At 74.4% G+C, this 16,464-nt stretch carries 20 protein-coding genes; 11 read left to right on the top strand and 9 right to left on the bottom strand.

Annotation, left to right across the window (positions count from 1 at the left end; genetic code table 11):
• Positions 1–7 precede the first annotated feature (7 nt).
• Together GA0070564_RS06150 and GA0070564_RS06145 are read right to left on the bottom strand one after the other, a co-directional pair.
• On the bottom strand, positions 8–1,201 hold the full coding sequence (locus tag GA0070564_RS06150; protein WP_091603667.1) for a GNAT family N-acetyltransferase: 1,194 nt from the start codon (positions 1,199–1,201) through the stop codon (positions 8–10).
• Positions 1,202–1,263: 62 nt separating this feature from the next.
• Positions 1,264–1,983 carry a PP2C family protein-serine/threonine phosphatase gene (locus GA0070564_RS06145; RefSeq protein WP_091603664.1) on the bottom strand — a complete coding sequence of 240 codons (720 nt, stop codon included), beginning with the start codon at positions 1,981–1,983 and terminating at the stop codon, positions 1,264–1,266.
• Positions 1,984–2,047: 64 nt separating this feature from the next.
• On the opposite strand from GA0070564_RS06145, the gene GA0070564_RS06140 reads away from it, so the two are divergent.
• Complete coding sequence (locus tag GA0070564_RS06140; protein WP_091603661.1) at positions 2,048–3,061, top strand: response regulator transcription factor; 1,014 nt, start codon at positions 2,048–2,050, stop codon at positions 3,059–3,061.
• Between the two features lie 82 nt (positions 3,062–3,143).
• Positions 3,144–4,412, top strand: coding sequence for a benzoate/H(+) symporter BenE family transporter (locus tag GA0070564_RS06135; protein WP_091603658.1), 1,269 nt, complete (start codon positions 3,144–3,146; stop codon positions 4,410–4,412).
• On the opposite strand, the gene GA0070564_RS06130 is transcribed toward GA0070564_RS06135, so the two are convergent.
• On the bottom strand, positions 4,413–4,688 hold the full coding sequence (locus tag GA0070564_RS06130) for a hypothetical protein (RefSeq protein WP_091603655.1): 276 nt from the start codon (positions 4,686–4,688) through the stop codon (positions 4,413–4,415).
• 76 nt (positions 4,689–4,764) lie between these two features.
• Between GA0070564_RS06130 and GA0070564_RS06125 the strand changes: the two genes are divergently transcribed.
• A complete protein-coding gene (locus GA0070564_RS06125) occupies positions 4,765–5,391 on the top strand; it encodes a pyridoxamine 5'-phosphate oxidase family protein (protein WP_091603652.1) in 627 nt (208 codons plus the stop codon).
• Positions 5,392–5,401: 10 nt separating this feature from the next.
• Here the strand turns inward: GA0070564_RS06125 and GA0070564_RS06120 are convergent, their stop codons facing one another.
• The 4 genes from GA0070564_RS06120 to GA0070564_RS06105 all read right to left on the bottom strand — a co-directional run bounded on the left by GA0070564_RS06120 (position 5,402) and on the right by GA0070564_RS06105 (position 7,473).
• The gene (locus tag GA0070564_RS06120) at positions 5,402–5,776 is read right to left on the bottom strand and encodes a hypothetical protein (RefSeq protein WP_091603648.1); all 375 of its coding nucleotides are present in this window, start codon (positions 5,774–5,776) and stop codon (positions 5,402–5,404) included.
• A 29-nt stretch (positions 5,777–5,805) separates the two neighbouring features.
• Positions 5,806–6,051, bottom strand: coding sequence for a hypothetical protein (locus tag GA0070564_RS06115; RefSeq protein ID WP_091603645.1), 246 nt, complete (start codon positions 6,049–6,051; stop codon positions 5,806–5,808).
• Between the two features lie 226 nt (positions 6,052–6,277).
• Positions 6,278–6,751, bottom strand: coding sequence for a large conductance mechanosensitive channel protein MscL (gene mscL / locus GA0070564_RS06110; protein WP_091603642.1), 474 nt, complete (start codon positions 6,749–6,751; stop codon positions 6,278–6,280).
• Positions 6,752–6,789: 38 nt separating this feature from the next.
• Positions 6,790–7,473, bottom strand: a complete 684-nt coding sequence (locus tag GA0070564_RS06105) for a FadR/GntR family transcriptional regulator (RefSeq protein ID WP_091603640.1) — start codon at positions 7,471–7,473, stop codon at positions 6,790–6,792.
• Between the two features lie 187 nt (positions 7,474–7,660).
• Between GA0070564_RS06105 and GA0070564_RS06100 the strand changes: the two genes are divergently transcribed.
• Complete coding sequence (locus GA0070564_RS06100; protein WP_245669851.1) at positions 7,661–8,815, top strand: MFS transporter; 1,155 nt, start codon at positions 7,661–7,663, stop codon at positions 8,813–8,815.
• A gap of 9 nt (positions 8,816–8,824) precedes the next feature.
• On the opposite strand, the gene GA0070564_RS06095 is transcribed toward GA0070564_RS06100, so the two are convergent.
• On the bottom strand, positions 8,825–9,181 hold the full coding sequence (locus tag GA0070564_RS06095) for an STAS domain-containing protein (RefSeq protein WP_088969299.1): 357 nt from the start codon (positions 9,179–9,181) through the stop codon (positions 8,825–8,827).
• 158 nt (positions 9,182–9,339) lie between these two features.
• Here GA0070564_RS06095 and GA0070564_RS06090 point away from each other — a divergent pair, with 158 nt between their 5' ends.
• The 6 genes from GA0070564_RS06090 to GA0070564_RS06065 are packed head-to-tail and all read left to right on the top strand — an operon-like array spanning position 9,340 to position 14,935.
• Entirely contained in the window at positions 9,340–10,197 is an 858-nt protein-coding gene (locus tag GA0070564_RS06090; RefSeq protein WP_091603633.1) for an STAS domain-containing protein, read from the top strand.
• Entirely contained in the window at positions 10,197–10,613 is a 417-nt protein-coding gene (locus GA0070564_RS06085; protein WP_091603630.1) for an STAS domain-containing protein, read from the top strand. The genes GA0070564_RS06090 and GA0070564_RS06085 overlap by 1 nt, the downstream gene beginning before the upstream one ends.
• Positions 10,610–11,029: an ATP-binding protein gene (locus GA0070564_RS06080; protein ID WP_091603627.1), complete on the top strand. Its 420-nt coding sequence runs from the start codon at positions 10,610–10,612 to the stop codon at positions 11,027–11,029. Before GA0070564_RS06085 ends, GA0070564_RS06080 begins: the two co-directional genes overlap by 4 nt.
• Positions 11,026–12,039 (top strand): SpoIIE family protein phosphatase, encoded by a 1,014-nt coding sequence (locus GA0070564_RS06075; protein ID WP_091604644.1) that lies wholly within the window; start codon positions 11,026–11,028, stop codon positions 12,037–12,039. Before GA0070564_RS06080 ends, GA0070564_RS06075 begins: the two co-directional genes overlap by 4 nt.
• A gap of 26 nt (positions 12,040–12,065) precedes the next feature.
• A complete protein-coding gene (locus tag GA0070564_RS06070; protein ID WP_091604641.1) occupies positions 12,066–13,394 on the top strand; it encodes an ATP-binding protein in 1,329 nt (442 codons plus the stop codon).
• Positions 13,391–14,935 carry a SpoIIE family protein phosphatase gene (locus tag GA0070564_RS06065; RefSeq protein WP_091603623.1) on the top strand — a complete coding sequence of 515 codons (1,545 nt, stop codon included), beginning with the start codon at positions 13,391–13,393 and terminating at the stop codon, positions 14,933–14,935. The genes GA0070564_RS06070 and GA0070564_RS06065 overlap by 4 nt, the downstream gene beginning before the upstream one ends.
• An 81-nt stretch (positions 14,936–15,016) precedes the next feature.
• Here GA0070564_RS06065 and GA0070564_RS06060 read toward each other — a convergent pair whose 3' ends face one another.
• On the bottom strand, positions 15,017–15,814 hold the full coding sequence (locus GA0070564_RS06060) for a helix-turn-helix domain-containing protein (protein ID WP_091603620.1): 798 nt from the start codon (positions 15,812–15,814) through the stop codon (positions 15,017–15,019).
• Between the two features lie 31 nt (positions 15,815–15,845).
• Between GA0070564_RS06060 and GA0070564_RS06055 the strand changes: the two genes are divergently transcribed.
• Positions 15,846–16,418, top strand: coding sequence for a TIGR03086 family metal-binding protein (locus GA0070564_RS06055; protein WP_091603618.1), 573 nt, complete (start codon positions 15,846–15,848; stop codon positions 16,416–16,418).
• The last annotated feature ends 46 nt before the right edge of the window (positions 16,419–16,464 follow it).

Genomic DNA, 16,464 nt, shown 5'->3' with positions numbered 1-16,464 from the left:
TCCGCGGTCAGAAGTCGGCGAAGAGGTACGGCAGCTCGCGCGGGAAGATCCGGCGCAGCTCCGCCGCCGCGTCCGGCGGCACCCGGCCCAGCCCGCGCACGTCCACCTCGGCCGGGTCGAGCACCCCGTACGCGAGGGCGGAGAGCCCGGCCGCGGTCAGCGTCGCCACCGGCGTGCCCGCCCCGGCGGCGTCGCCGCGCACCTCCAGGTGCCCGGTCGCCCCGTCGAACAGGTACGTCCCGGCCAGCCACCGGTCGGCGACCAGCTCCACCCGGACCCGGCCGGCACCGGCGGGCAGCCCGGCCAGCGCGTCCAGCGACAGCAGCCGGGCCATCGGCGCCGGCGACCCCGGGCCGGCCACCCGGGCCTCCACCCGGACCGCCAGGTCGGTCAGCCACAGCTCGGGCAGCTCGTCGGCGGGCACCGTGAAGCTGACCCGCTCCACCTGGTCGACGTGCCGGGCGAAGAACTGCAACAGCAGCGCCCGCGCGTACGGGTCGGTGGCGAGCAGGTCGTCGCCGACCAGCTCGCCGCCGTGGTCGTCGATCCGGTAGGTGACCGCCCCGACAGTCGTCGCGTCGATCCGGGCGGTGAGCAGCCAGCGGTCGTCGCGGTCCCGCAGCCCGACCGCCCGGAACTCGGGGAAGACCGCGAAGCCGTGCCGCTCGGCCAGGCACCGCTCGGTGAAGGCCAGGTAGCCGTCCCAACCGGCGGCGATCCGCTCCCAGCCCAGCTCGCCGGGGAGGTCCGCCCGCAGCAGCGACCCGAGGTGCGCCGGGGAGAGGGTCACCCGCCGCGGCGCGGGCAGCCCGACATAGCCGAACCGCTCGTAGAACGAGGCCCGGAACGGGTAGAGAGCGGTCAGCGCGTGCCCCTCGTCCCGCATCTCGTCGAGCAGCTGGTGCAGCAGCGCCCGCACGTGACCGCGCCGGCGGGCCAGCGGATGCGTCGCCACCCCCGCCACCCCCGCCATCGGCAGCACCCGGCCGCGCAGGTTCTGCCGCATCGGGACCGCCGACGCCGCGGCCACCGCCCGGCCGTCCTCCTCGGCCACCAGCGTCCGGTTCCCCGAGTTGTACGGCAGGTAGGCGCGGAACTCCTCCGCCCGGGCCGCGGTCATCGGCGACGCCTCGAAGGCGTACCCCTGGAGCGGGAAACTGTCGGTCAGGCGTTCCTCGGCGGCCAGGCGGCGGATGAGCATTCCCCCATCCCAACCCGCCCCGGTGACCGGCGCAACCGCTATGCGCCGACGGCGGCCCCCGATCAGGCCTGCGTGACGTCGGAGACGACCACCGTGACGTTGTCCGGCGCGCCGGCCTGATGGGCGAGCTTCACCAGCTGCTCGCCGCAGTGCTGCCGGTCGCCGTACGTGCCGAGGGTCTGCGCGATCACCTGGTCGTCGACGTAGTCGGAGAGCCCGTCGGTGCAGAGCAGCAGCCGGTCGCCGACGAAGGTGGCGAGCACCCCGATCGCCGGCGGCGCGTCCTGGCCCTGCACCGCCCGGGTCACCAGTGAGCGCTGCGGATGGTGGCGGGCCTGGTCGGGGGTGAGGGCACCCTGGTCCACCAGGGCCTGCACGAAGGTGTCGTCCCGGGTGAGCTGGGTCAGCTCGCCGTCGCGCAGCAGGTAGCAGCGGGAGTCGCCGACCTGGGCGAGGACCAGCTCCTGCCCGGCCAGCAGCGCGGCGGTCAGCGTGGTGCCCATGCCGTCGCGGGCCGGGTCGACCGTGATGGCGGCGCGGATGCGCTGGTTGGCCGTGCTCACCACGGCGCGCAGCGCGTCCCCGGCCTCGTCGGCGGTGGCCGGCGGGGTCAGCTCGTCCAGGATCCGGATGACGATCTCGCTCGCCACCTCACCCGCGGGCAGCCCGCCCATGCCGTCCGCCACCGCCACCAGGCGGTCACCGGCGAGGGCGGAGTCCTCGTTGTTGGTGCGGACCAGACCGACGTCGTTGAGGATGGCCGAGCGGAGGATCAGCGTCATGGGGTCAAGCTTGCCAAGAACACCCTGCCTTCGTCTCTACGCAGTAGTGCGTAGGGTGAGATGAATGATGCCGGTGTCGATGGTGGGCCGAGCCGGCGAGCTGGCGGAGCTCGACCGGGCGTGGTCGGCCGTGGCCCGGTCGCACCGGTCCGCGCCCGCCGTCACGGTGATCACCGGCGCCGCCGGCGTGGGCAAGAGTCTGCTGGTGGCGGCGGCCCTGGAGGGGTTCGCCCCGCGTCCGGCGGTGGTGCTCTCCGGCGCGGCCCGGGTGCACGACCCCGCCCCGTACGACTGGTTGGCGGCGGTGCTCTCCGGCCGGGACACCGGCGGCCTCGACCTTCCGGCGGACGCCCTGGCGTGGCTCGCCCAGCAGCCCGACACGCCGCGCGAGCGCTACGCGCCGGGCGCCCTGCTGCGGGTCGCCGTGCGCGTGGTCCGCGGCCTGGTCGGCGCCGGGCCGGCGGTGCTGGTGGTGGAGGACCTGCACGCCCTCGACCCGGCCAGCCTGAACCTGGTGGGCGAGCTGGCCACCGCGGCGGACCTGCCGGCCCTGCTGGTGGTGGCGAGCCGGCCGGCCGCGGACGCGGTCGCGCCGGACCTCACGGTCCGCGCGCTGGCCCGGCTCTGCGGGGTACGCGGCGCCGTCCGCCAGCACCTCGGCCCGCTCACCGCCGCCCAGGTCGCCGAGGTGCTGACCCAGGTGTACGGCTCCCGGCCCGCCCACCGGCTGGTGAACGCGGTGTGGCAGCGCACCGGCGGCAACCCGTACGCGCTGACCGAGCTGCTCGCCGCACACTCCGGGCAGGGCGTGGCGGCGCTGTTCCATTCGCGCCCGGCGGTGCCCCGACCGGCCGCCCCGCCCGACGTCGAGCTGACCGCACGGGAGGTCGAGGTGCTCGACTGCCTGGTCGCCGGGATGTCGAACAAGCAGGCTGCCCGGGCGCTCGGCATCTCGGTGCGTACGGTCACCGTGCACGTGTCGAACCTGCTGCGCAAGACCGGTTCGTCGTCCCGGACGGAGGCGGCGCTCTGGGCGGTGCGGCACCGCCGGCCGGTCTCCGCGCCCCCCGCCGGCTGACCCTTCCCGGCTGCTGGGCCCCGCGGGCGCGGCGACGAACGGCGTACCGCCCTCGCCTAGGGTGCGATCGGGGGTGAGGGACATGGCGGATCGGCTGCAACCCGTACTGGCCGGGATCGTGACCGCGCTGGTCGGCTTCGCCAGCTCGTTCACGGTGGTGCTGGCCGGGCTGCGCGCGGTGGGCGCCGACGACGCGCAGGCGGCCTCCGGGCTGCTGGCGGTCTGCGTCGCGGCGGGGGCCTGCGCGGTCTGGCTCGGGTTGCGGCACCGGTTGCCGATGGCGATCGCCTGGTCCACCCCGGGCGCGGCGCTGCTGGTGGCGACCGGTCCGGTGCCGGGCGGGTGGCCGGCCGCGGTCGGCGCGTTCCTGGTCGCCGGGGTGCTGATCGTCGCCGCCGGGCTGATCCCCGCGCTGAGTCGGGCGGTGGGGGCGATCCCGGCGCCGGTCGCCGCGGCGATGCTCGCCGGGGTGCTGCTGCCGCTCTGCACGGCGCCGGTGCGGGCGCTGGTCGAGGTGCCCCGGCTGGCCGGCCCGGTGGTGCTGGTCTGGCTGCTGCTGCACCGCTTCGCCCGCCGCTGGGCGGTGCCGGGCGCGCTGGCCGTGGCGGCGGTGGCGATCGCCCTCACCAGTCCCGGTCCGGGGCCGGGCGGGCTGCACCTCGCCCCGGCCGTGGCGTTCACCCGGCCGACCTGGACGGTGGCCGCGGTGGTCGGCCTCGCCCTGCCGCTCTTCCTGGTCACCATGGCCGCGCAGAACGTGCCCGGGATGGCCGTGCTGGCCGGCTACGGCTACCGGGCGCCGCTGGGCTCCGCGCTGCGGGTGACCGGCCTGGCCACCGCGTTGGGCGCGCCGGCCGGGGGGCACGCGGTGAACCTCGCCGCGATCACCGCCGCGCTGGCCGCCGGCCCGGACGCCCACCCGGACCCGGACCGGCGGTGGATCGCCTCGGTCACCGCCGGGATCGGGCTGGCCCTGCTCGGCCTCGGCGCGGGCGCGGCGACCGCCCTGGTGCTGCTCTCCCCGCCGATCCTGGTGGAGGCGGTCGCCGGGCTGGCGCTGCTGGCCGCGCTGGCCGGCGCGGTCTCGGCGGCCGTCGCCGCGCCGGAGACCCGCGAGGCGGCCGTGGTCACCTTCGTGGTGACCGCCGCGGGGATCAGCCTGCTCGGCATCGGCGGGGCGTTCTGGGGGCTGGTCGCCGGCTGGGCGATGGTGCTGCTCTTCCGCCGCCGGCCGACCTCGGGCGGCCCGGGCCCGACGGGCACTGCTCCCGACCGGTCGGTCTCGCCGGGTCCGGCGCCCGGCGCGCCCGCCGAGGAGCCGGGGCCGGCCGCGCCGGCGCGGGCCGGCTGATCAGCGCTCCGCCTCGGCCTCGACGTCGATCTCCATGAGCCGCAGCCGGACACCGGTGACGTGCTCCTCGACCATGCGTCTGACGGCCTCCGCGTGCTCGTGCGTGTCGAGCACGGTGAGGACGTGGACCAGTCCCGGATCGTCCTGGTCCACCCCCCACCAGCCCCGCACGAAGCCCGGCGCCTGCCGGGTGACCTCGGCCATGTGGCTGAACTGGACGTGCCGCTCGTCCGGACCGATCACGTCGGCCCGCTGCTCTCCGATCACGATGAACATGCGGTCACGTTAGGCGGGACCTACGACACCGGGACCGGGCAGCGGCGGCGGGCGCCGGCCGGGAATACTCGGCGGCATGGGAAAAACGTACCCTCGGATCGACGGACGTCTCCGGGACTTCATCCTGGCCCAGCCGATGTTCTTCACCGCGACCGCCCCGCTGAGCGGCGACGGCACGATCAACCTCTCGCCCAAGGGGCTGACCGGCTCGTTCGCCGTCCTGGACGAGTCCACCGTGGCGTACCTGGACTTCGCCGGGAGCAACGCCGAGACCATCGCGCACCTGCGGGAGAACGGCCGGATCACGCTGATGTGGTGCGCCTTCGCCGGGCCGCCGAACATCGTCCGGGTGCACGGCCGGGGCGAGCCGGTCTTCCGCGACGACCCCCGCTGGGCCGAGCTGATCGGCCACTTCCCGGACATCGACACCAACCTGCACGGGTTACGCGCGATCGTCGTGGTCCGGGCCGAGCTGATCCGGGACACCTGCGGCTACGCGGTGCCGCTGATGACGTACGACCAGGACCGGGATCTGCACGCCAAGCGCTTCGAGCGGGAGGACGATGCCTCGTTGGACGCCTACTTCGCGAAGAAGGAGCACGTGGCGACGAGCATCGACGGGCTGCCGGGGCTGCCCCTGCCGTTGCCGCCGACCCCGGCCGTGCCGGCTGCCCGGGCTACCGAGGCGCCGGCTGTCGGCTGACGCCCGGCGGTCACTCCTCCGGTTGCAGGTCGGCGGCCGGTACGCCGAGGAGCACCCGGCCGTCGGCGATCGTGCCGATCTGTTCGGCCAGCACGTAGACGGCCCCGGTGCGGGCCAGGTCGCTGGAGACCTTCAGGTAGCCGCTGCGCAGCAGCCGGGCGGCCAGGTCGGCGGGGACGTCCGGCTCCTCCACGGCGGCGGACTCGATCAGCTCGTTGAGGCTGCCGCCCGGATCCGGGGTGGGAGCCTGCACGGTCACCGCGTTCGGGTCGCCGCGCTGGACCAGGTCCACCGTGCCGACCTCCCGGCCGTTGGCGTCCACCACCAGCATGCCGGTGGTCACGTGGGAGATACCCGCCTGCGTCTGGATGCCCTGCTGCTTCATCCTGGCGCGGTTCCCGGGCCACCGTCGAGCTAAACGCGGGGCGGGTCGACGGGCGGGCGAGGGGAGAGTTCGCGCCAGGAGCCCGGGCCGTCGAGCAGCGCGCGGACCGTCTCCTCGGCCTCCTCGACGCTGGCGTGCTCGTAGAACTGGGAGACCCCTTCGGCGCCGCCGGCCCGCTGCTCGACGTGCCAACGGTCGGCGTCCACCCGGAGGAAGACGTCCCGCCGGGCCAGTCGTCCCCACTTGCCGTTCCACCAGTGCTTACGCTGCTCCATGGCGGCACTCTATCGAACATGTGTACGACACACGTCCGCCCCCGCGGGATTCCCGCGCAGGTCGATGTGCGGGGAACAGGTTGCCGCATCCCGCGGCATCGGGGGTGTGAGGGTGTCAGAGCGGGCCGGAGGCACCCATGGCGTTCCACCGAGCTCTTCGATCGCGGGGGTGGCCGGCCGGGGTTGAGGGCCGGGCCGGTCCGTGGGTCGGACCGGCCCGGAAGGGTCAGCGCGGCGCCGGCGGCTCGGTGCGGCGGCCGAGCACGTCGTCCAGCGCGCCCCGGTACTGACCGGGCACCGCCTCGCCGGGCCGGGACTGGCCGGCCGCGACCAGGGCGTCGCGGATCTCGCTCAGCAGCTTGACCTCCTCGCTGGGTGCGGCGGGCGGCGGCTCCTCGCCCCGCCGGCGCCGCTCGGCCAGCTTGTTCATCGGGAAGACCACCAGGAAGTAGAGCACCGCCGCGGTGAGCAGGAACGTGATCAGGGCGTTCAGGAACGCTGCCCAGTCCATGTAGTTCTTCTCGCTGATCTCCCAGCGGCCGGAGAACTCGTTGCCGCCGCTGAAGAACTTGATCAGCGGTTCCAGGAACGACTTGGTGAGCTGGGTGACCACGCCCGTGAACGCGGCACCGATGACGACGCCGACCGCGAGGTCGACGACGTTTCCGCGCATGATGAAGTCTTTGAAGCCCTTGAGCATCCGTACTCCCGTGCTGTCCGGTTTTTGTCGAGGACAACCTATGCCCCGGGGGCGGGCTCCAGAAAAGCGCCGGCTTCGATCGCCGCCCGGGCGGGATCCCCGTCGGCGATGGCGGCCACCAAACGGCCGTGGTCGACGTACCGCTCGGGGGTGAGCGCGTCCCCCATGGCCTGCGCGACGGTGCTGCGCAGCGCCGCGCCGACCGAGGCGTAGAGCTCGGCGAGCATGCCGTTGTGGGCGGCGGCGACCACCGCCGTGTGCAGGGCGGCGTCGGCCTCGACGAACTCGTCGACGCGGCCCGCGCGCCAGGCCGCCTCGCGGGCGGCGAGCGCGGCGTCGAGGGCCGCCAGGTCGGCGGGCGTACGCCGGGTGGCGGCCAGCCGCGCGGCCTCCACCTCGAAGGCCCGGCGCACCTCGACCACCTCGGCCATCCGGTCGTCGGTGAGCCGGCGGGCCACCACCGGGGCGAGTTCGTCGGTGGAGACCACGTACGTGCCGGAGCCCTGCCGGGGTTCGAGCACCCCGGCGTGCACCAGGGCCCGGACCGCCTCCCGGACGGTGTTGCGCCCCACGCCGAGCGCCGCGACCAGTTGCGGCTCGGTGGGGATGCGGGTGCCGACCGGCCACTCGCCGCCGAGGATCCGCTCGCGGAGCTGGGTGATCGTCTGGCGGACCCGGTGGCCGCGCGGCGGCACGGCCGGGGAATCCACGGGTCGTGTCACCGGTTACACCTGCTGCCGAAATTCATCCCATGATTGTAGGTTCGAGGTCATGACCCCGCCAGCCACCTGCGCCGACGCGCCCGCCTCCGCCGTGCCCACCGCCGACGTCACGCCCGGCCCGGCGCCGCAGGCGCTCCCCGCGCGCCGGGTACCGCCGGTCACCGGGGGCGCGCTGGTGCTGGTCGGGATGCTGCTGGTCGCGCTGAACCTGCGCGCCGCGGTCACCAGCCTCGGCGCCCTGCTCGACGAGGTGCGCACCGGTCTGGGCCTCTCCGGAGCGATGGCCGGCCTGGTCACCACGCTGCCCACCATCGCCTTCGCCGGTCTGGGGGCGCTCACCCCGTGGCTGGTCCGTCGGTTCGCCCCGGCCCGGCTGCTGGTGGCGGCCATGCTCGCCCTCGCCGTCGGGCAGGTGCTGCGGGTGCTCACCGACTCGGCCCCGATCTTCGTGCTCACCAGCGCGCTGGCCCTGGCCGGCATCGCGGTGGCGAACATCCTGCTGCCGATGCTGGTCAAGCAGCACTTCCCGCACCGCACCGGGTTGGTCACCGGGGCGTACACGATGGCGTTGACCACGGGCACCACGATCGCCGCCGCGTCCGCCGTGCCGATCGCGCACGCCTTCGGGTCCTGGCGGGCCGGGCTCGGCGTCTGGGCCGGGCTGGCCGCGGTGGCCGTACTCCCGTGGGTGCCGCTGGCACTGCGGGCCCGCGCCGCCCGACGGGCCGCGCCCACGACGGCGGCCCCGGCCCCCTGCCCCCGGATCCGGCCGGCCCGCACCGGGTTGGGCTGGGCGATGGCCGTGTACTTCGGCGCCCAGTCGCTCAGCGGGTACGCGATCATGGGCTGGCTGGCCCAGCTGTTCCGCGACGCCGGCTACCGGCCGGAGAGCGCCGGGCTGCTGCTCGCCGGGGTGACCGCGCTCGGTGTCCCGGTGGCGCTGGTGATGCCCACGCTGGCCGGCCGACTGCCCACGCTGCGCCCGTTGGTGCTCTCGCTGACCGCGTTCTCGGCGGTGGCCTACCTCGGGTTGGCGCTGGCGCCGCAGGGCCCCGCGCTGCTCTGGGTGGCGCTGCTCGCCGTCGGCCAGGGCGCCTTCCCGCTGATCCTCACCACCATCGGCCTGCGCGCCCGCACCGCCGAGGGCACCGTGGCGCTGTCGGCCTTCGCGCAGAGCACCGGGTACGTCATCGCCGCGCTCGGGCCGCTGCTCGTCGGCGTCCTCTACGAGGCGACCGGCGGCTGGGTGGCGCCGATCGGCTTCCTGCTCGGCGCGCTGGCCGTGCAGACGGCAGCGGGCATGGTGATCGCCCGCCCCCGGTTCATCGAGGACGGGCGCTGAGCCGATCGGTCAGGAGGAGGCCGGTGTGGGATCGCCCGCGACGGCCTGCTCGACCGTCGGGTAGGTGTGCAGCACCTCGACGAGGCCGCTGACCTCGAGGATGCGCAGCACGCCACGCTGCGGGGCGGCCAGGCGCACCACGCCGCCGGCCTCGTCGCAGCTGTTCTTGGCGCGCACGAACACCGACAACCCGGTCGAGTCACAGAACGACACGTCGGCCAGGTCGAACACCAGACGACTGCGCCCCCGGTCCAGCAGGTCCGTGATCTGGTCCTGCAGCTGAGGCGCGGTCGCCATGTCCAGCTCGCCCGCGACCGACACGACGACCACGTCGCCGCGTTGTTCCGTGTGCACCGTCAAGGACATTCGGGACCTCCTGTTATCGGTGGAACGGTAACCCACCGGGGGCGGGCTCCGCAGAACGGGAGCGGGTACCGGTGCACGTTGTCATTCCGTTGCCACGTGGCAAGGAGTTGACAGATCTCCGGTGATAGAGTCCGGCCGGTCCAGGTCAAGGAGGAAACATGGTGCTGAGCGCGGAAGAGAGTGGTCGGCTCGCCGGTCTGCTCAGTGGGCACGCCGACCGGGTCACGGCCCGTTGGACCGAATCGGTCGTGGCTTCGCTGCGCGGCCGGCTGAGCCAGGCCGAGCTACGCCGCCAGCTCCAGGAGCTGCACGCTAGCATGATCGCCGCCGCCGAGGGCGGGCTGGTCGACCTCGACGACGACCAGGGCGCCGAGCTGCGCGCCCTGCTCGCCGAGCTGTCCCGCGGCCGGGCCCGGCAGGGCTTCTCCGCCACCGAGACCGCGGTCAGCGTCTACGCCCTCAAGGACGTCCTGCTGGGCCTGCTCGACACCGGCGACGCCCACGCGCTGCGCGACTTCGTCGCCTACTCCCGGCTGATCGACCAGATGGGGCTCTTCACCTTCGAGAGCTACGTCCGCACCCGGGAGAGCCTGATCGCCGACCAGGCCGAGCAGCTGCTCGAACTCTCCACCCCGGTGGTGAAGCTCTGGGAGGGCGTGGTCGCCGTGCCGCTGGTCGGCACGCTCGACTCCGCCCGCGCCCAGGTGGTGATGGAGCGGCTGCTCCAGACGCTTGTCGACACCGGCTCGCCGTACGCGATCATCGACATCACCGGTGTGCCCGCGGTCGACACCCAGGTCGCCCAGCACATCCTCAAGACCGTGGTGGCCGCCCGGCTGATGGGCGCCGACTGCATCATCTCCGGCATCCGCCCGCAGATCGCCCAGACCATCGTCGCGCTCGGCATCGAGTTCGGCGACATCGCCACCAAGGCGAGCCTGGCCGACGCCCTGCGCCACGTGCTGCGACTCACCGGCGTGGAGACCGCCCGCCGGAACCACCGCCGGGAGGCCTGATGGACCGCGTGCCGATCCTGAAGATCGGCGACGTGCTGCTGGTCTCCATCCAGGTCGACATGTCCGACCAGACCGCGCTCCAGCTCCAGGACGACCTGGCCGAGCGGATCGTGGCCACCGGCTGCCACGGCGTCATCATCGACATCACCGCGCTGGACATCGTCGACTCGTTCGTCGGCCGGATGCTCTCCACCATCGCCTCCATCTCCAAGGTGCTCGACGCCGAGACGGTGGTGGTCGGGATGCGCCCCGCGGTCGCCATCACCCTGGTCGAGCTGGGCCTGTCGCTCAACGGCATCCGTACCGCGCTGAACGTCGAGCGCGGGATGGAGCTGATCGCGGCGGCCCGCTACGACGAGGGCGGGTACGGGCCCGACGGCGACGACGCGGACACCGAGACGACGGCCGTGCCATGACCGCCGGCGTCGACCTGGGGACGCCGCAGACCCAGGCGATCCGCAGCGACGAGGACGTGGTGCGGGTCCGGCAGCTGGTACGCACGGTGGCGGTCGCCGTGAAGCTCTCCCTGGTGGACCAGACCAAGTTGGTCACCGCGGCGAGCGAGCTGGCCCGCAACACCCTGGTCTACGGCGGCGGGGGCGCCGTCGAGGTGGTGACCGTGGACAACGGGCGGCGACGCGGCGTCCGCATCGTCTTCGACGACTCCGGGCCGGGCATCGCCGACCTCGACCTGGCCCTGACCGACGGCTACACCACCGGCGGCGGCCTGGGCCTCGGGCTCAGCGGTGCCCGCCGACTCGTCGACGAGTTCGACATCCGGACCGGCGTGGGCGAGGGCACCACGATCACGGTCACCAAGTGGTCCCGATGAGCCGGGAGGTCGTCGCCGACGACGGTCTCTGGTTCCGGATCGAGGGTGGCAACGCGGTAAGCGGGGTGCGCCGGGCCGCCGAACGCCTCGGCATGCAGCTGGAACTGGGCGACGACCACGTCGCCGACCTGGCCATCGTCGCCGCGGAACTCACCAGCAACCTGGCCAAGCACGCCCAGGAGGGCACGATGCTGGTCCGGCCGGTACGCCGGGCCGGCCGGGCCGGGGTGGAACTGGTCGCCATCGACTCCGGACCCGGCATGGCCGACCTGACCGTCTCCTCCCGCGACGGGCACTCCACCGCCGGCACGCTCGGCATCGGGCTCGGCGCCATCGCCCGGCAGGCGACCTGGTTCGACGGATACTCCCGCCCCGGGCGGGGCACCGTCTTCGCCGTCCAGGTCTGGTCCGGTGCGGCGCCGGAACCGTCCTGGGCGGGCGCGCTGACCCGGCCGATCACCGGCGAGCAGGTCAGTGGGGACGGCTACGCCGTACGCGTCGCCGAGGGCCGGCGCCAGCTGCTCACCTGCGACGGGCTCGGCCACGGACCACTGGCCGCCTCCGCCACCGGCGCGGCGCTCGCCGCGTTCCGGGACGCGCCCGCCGGGCCGCCCGGCGTCGTGGTGCAGCACCTGCACCGCGCCATGTCGCACACCCGGGGGGCGGCGCTGGCCGTCGCCGAGATCGACCGGGAGGCGGGCGTGCTGCGCTACGCCGGGCTGGGCAACATCTCCGCCGCCGTCGTCGAGGAGGGGCAGCGGCGGCGGGGGCTGGTGTCGCTCCCCGGCATCGCCGGGCACCAGCGGCCGTCCGTCCGCGAGTACGACTATCCGTTCGGTCCCGACGCGACGCTGGTGATGCACAGCGACGGTGTGGTGGACCGCTGGGACCTGGCCGACTACCCGGGACTGGTCGGGCGGGCCCCGACGGTGGTCGCCGCGACCCTGCTGCGCGACGCGGGCACCCGCCGCGACGACGCGTGCGTCCTGGTGGCGAGGTCCCGGCCGTGACTGGTGCCGTCGAACCGCTGCTGCTGATGGCGCTGCGGGTGGAGCAGGACATCTTCCTGATCCGCCAGCGGGGTCGGGAGGTCGCCGCGGCGGTCGGGCTGGAGCACCAGGACCAGGTCCGGCTGGCCACCGCCCTCAGCGAGGTGGCCCGGGACCTGCTGCACGCCGCCGCCGGCGCGGACGTCGCCTTCGGCGCCGTCTTCGAGGCGGTCGACGGCCGCCACCACCTGCGGGTCGACCTGGCGCCGGTACGGCCCCTGCCCGACGGCTGGTACGAGCCCCGGTCGGGTGCGGTGGCACGTCTGGTGGACACGCTGAGCGTGGTCGGCAGTGAGGGGGATACGGTCGTGAGGATGTCCCGACGGATCCCGGCCAACGCGCAGGCGCTGACCCCGGAGCGACTGGCCGAGCTCCGCGCCGAGCTCGGGCAGGTCGTCCCGGGCAGCGCCCTGGACGAGCTGGCCACGCAGAACGCCCAGCTGATCGCCGCGCTGGACGAGGTCCGTAGCCAGCGCGACGAGCTGGCCGTGCTGAACGCGGAGCTGGAGGAGACCAACCGCGGCGTGATGGCCCTCTACACCCAGCTCTCCGAGGAGCTGGAGGAGACCAACCGGGGCGTGGTGGCCCTCTACGCCGAGCTGGACGAGAAGTCGGCGCAGCTGCGGGCGGCCAGCGAGTCCAAGAGCCGGTTCCTGGCGAACGTCTCGCACGAGCTGCGCGCCCCGGTGACCGCGATCATCGGGCTGGGGCGGCTGCTCACCGACTCGGCGTCCGACCCGCTCACCGCCGCCCAGTCGGAGCAGATCGGGCTGATCCGGTCCTCGGCGACCGACCTGCTCACCCTGGTCAACGACCTGCTCGACCTGGCCAAGGCGGAGTCCGGCCGGATCGAGCCGGACTGGGCGGAGGTGGACCTGCGGGTCGTCTTCGGGCAGCTGCGGGGCACCCTGCGGGCGCTGAGTGCCCGACCCGAGGTCGAGCTGGTGGTGGAGGAGCCGCCGACCCCCGCGGTCGTCGTGTCGGACGAGGTGCTGCTGGCCCAGGTGCTGCGTAACCTGCTGCACAACGGGTTGAAGTTCACCGAACGGGGTGAGGTCCGGATGCGCGCGGAACGGCTCGGCGACCGGTGGCGGCTCACCGTGGCCGACACCGGCGCCGGCATCCCGGCCGAGCTTCAGGAGCGGATCTTCGAGGAGTTCTACCAGGTGCCGGGGAACACCCGGGTCCGCGGCACCGGCCTCGGCCTGCCGTACGCGCGGCGGCTGGTCACCCTGCTCGGCGGGACGTTGGAGCTGACCAGCGAGCCCGGCCGGGGCAGCACCTTCACCGTCACCCTTCCCGTGGAACGGGCATGACCGCACCGGTCACGGCCCCGACCGTGCTGGTCGTCGACGACAGCCGGACCAAGCGCTACCTGCTGGTCAGCTGGCTCACCCGGGCCGGCTTCGACGTGATCGAGGCGGAGAGCGGCGGGGCGGCGCTGGAGTGGGTGGCCCGGCAGGCCTTCGACCTGGTGGTGCTCGACGTCCGGCTGCCCGACCTGAGCGGCTTCGAGGTGTGCGAACGGATCAAGGAGGCGCACCCGGCCATCCCGGTCATCCACGTCTCCGCGCACGCCGTGGACGTGAACGACCGCGCCCAGGGGCTGACCCGGGGTGCGGACGCGTACCTGGCCGAGCCGATCGAGCCGGAGGAACTGATCGCCACCGCGCACGCGGTGCTCCGCTACTACCAGGCGCGGCAGCGGGCCGAGCTGCTCGCCGAACGGCTGACCGGGCTCGCCGACACCACCGTCGCGGTGCACGCCGCGCCGAACTTCGCCCGGCTGCTGGAGGCCGCCGCGGTGGGCGCCGCGCAGATCTTCAAGGGCCCCGCGGCGGTGGTCGCGGAGACCTTCGACGGTGACTGCATCGCCGGCGTGGCCGCCGGTCCCGGCGACCCGGGGCGGATCGTCCCGTGGATCGTCGACGACACCGGCGTGCCCACCGGCTCCACGGTGCGCTCGGACGACCCGGCCAACTGGGCGCTGGTCGACTGGCCGACCGGTGGCCTGGTCACGGTGGCCGCCGCGAAGCTGCGCGACGACCGCGCCCCGCTCTACGTGGTGGTCCCCTCGCACACCCAGACCGCGCGCACCCCGGTGCTGGTGCAGCTCGCCCAGGCGGTCGCGGCGGCCGTGGAGGCGCAGCGCTCCTTCGACGAGGAGCACCGGATCGCGGTGACCCTGCAACGCAGCCTGCTGCCCCGGCGGATCCCGGAGATCGCCGGGCTGGACCTCGCCGTGCGCTACGAGCCGGCCAGCGCGCAGACCGAGGTCGGTGGCGACTTCTACGAGCTGGTGATGCTCGACGGGCACCTGCTGATGGCGATCGGCGACGTCGCCGGCCACTCGCTGCACGCGGCGACGGTGATGGCCGAGCTCCGGCACGCCGTCCGGGCGTACGCGGTGGAGGGGCACCAGCCGGGCGTGATCCTGGAACGGGTCAACGAGCTGATGCGTACGCTGCTCCCCAACGAGCTGGCCACCATCTGCCTGTTGCTGCTGCACCCGCCGTCGGGGCGGGTCCGGCTGGCCAGCGCCGGTCACCTGCCGGCGTTGATCAGCCGCGCCGGCCGGACGGAGTACGTGGAGCACTACGCCCCGCTGCTCGGGGTCCGCGCACCCCGGCCGGCGGACCTGGAGTTCGTGCTGCCGGCCGGCGCCACGCTGGTGCTCTACACCGACGGGCTGATCGAGCGGCGGGACGCCACCATCGACGAGGGGTTGGCGGCGCTGGCCGCCTGCGCCGAGCGGGTCGACGACGACCTGGACCGGTTCTGCGAGCGGCTGCTGGTCGAGCTGGCCCCCGACGAGATCCACGACGACGTGGCCGTGGTGGCCCTGCGCCGCCGCTGAGGTGCAAGCAGGGGCCCCCTGTTAACGCCTGGGGTATAGCAGGGGCCCCTTCTTAACGCCCGGCCACCCGCCCGGCCGGGGTCAGCCCAGCGAGCGGGCGTACGCGGCGGGGGAGACGCCGGTGACGGCGGTGAAGTCACGGACCAGGTGGGCCTGGTCGGCGTAGCCCAGGTCGGCGGCGAGGGTGGCCCAGTCGAGCGGCCCGACGGCGGCCCGCTCGATCGCCTCCTGGAGCCGGTACCGGCGGATCACCCACTTCGGCCCGATCCCCACGTGGTCCAGGAAGAGCCGTTGCAGCCGTCTGGTGTTCAGGTCGTGCCGGCGGGCGAAGTCGTCCACCCGCAGCACCCCGCGGTCGACGCGGATCTCCTCGACCAGCGCGACGACCTCGGCGGTGACCGGGTCGGGCTCCGGTGACCAGCCGGTGAGGAGGGCGTCCAGCCGCCGGCAGCGGTCGTCGTCGGTGCCCGCGCCGATCCGGCCGGCGGGGACCGGCAGGCCCAGCCCGGCCAGCGGCTGCCGGAGCCCGGTCAGCTCGGCGACCGGCCGCCGCCAGAACGGGCGGAAGCCGCCCGGCCGGAACTGCGCCCCGCTGGCCCGGCCGGTGCCGTGCAGCGTGATCGAGAAGAGTCGGGTGTCCACGCCGGCCAGTTCGGCGGTCTCCGGCCCGTCGTCGTTGCCGTGGAAGACCACGTTGACCGCCGGGTGCGGGACCAGCCGCTGCTCGTACGGCTCCGGCAGCGTCCAGTCGATCAGCCAGTAGTGCTCCACGTAGGGCAGCAGCGCGGGGGCGGGCAGCCGGCGGCGGAACCGGACCTGGCGTCGTAGCCGCCCGGGGTCGAGGATCCCCCGGTCGTCGCCGCGGGGTCGCTGTCGCATTTCTTCAAGACCGCCCTCTTAAGCTGCCCGTATGAGCACGAAGACTAGTGAGCTGCTGGCCGGGACCGCACCTGCGACGGTGGCGGTGGTCCGGGGGGTCGCCGACGATCAGCTGGACCTGCCGACCCCGTGCCCCGAGTTCCGGGTGCGTGATCTGCTCAACCACCTCTTCGACGTGGTGGTCAACTTCCAGGCGTTGGCCCGGCGCCAGGAGGTCGACTGGGCGGCCAAGGAGGACCGGCTCGCCGCGGGCTGGCGGGACCGGTTCGCGGCCGAGGTGGAGCGGGTGGTCGAGGCCTGGTCGGATCCGGCCGCCGTGGAGGGGGAGTCGCCGGGGATGGGGCTGCCGCAGGCCGTCGTCGGGGCCATGCTGCTGGCCGACCTGACCGTGCACGGCTGGGACCTGGCCCGGGCCACCGGGCAGCCGGTGGCGGCCGCGCCGGACGCGTTGGTCGCGCTGCACGGCTTCATGGACCGGATGGGCACCACGGGGCAGGAGATGGGCGCCTTCGGCCCGCCGGTGGAGACCGCCCCGGGGGTGACCGAGCTGGACCGGCTGCTGGCCCGTACCGGCCGCGACCCGCGCTGGGCCCCGGCCGCCTGACTCGGCGCCGCCGCGCCGCCGCCGGGGCAGGTCACGGCGGCGGTCC

The sequence above is a fragment of the Micromonospora mirobrigensis genome (assembly GCF_900091555.1).
Lineage (GTDB): Bacteria > Actinomycetota > Actinomycetes > Mycobacteriales > Micromonosporaceae > Micromonospora > Micromonospora mirobrigensis.
Note: the sequence above shows the minus strand (reverse complement) of the source record. Positions and strands in the feature narration are given on the sequence as shown.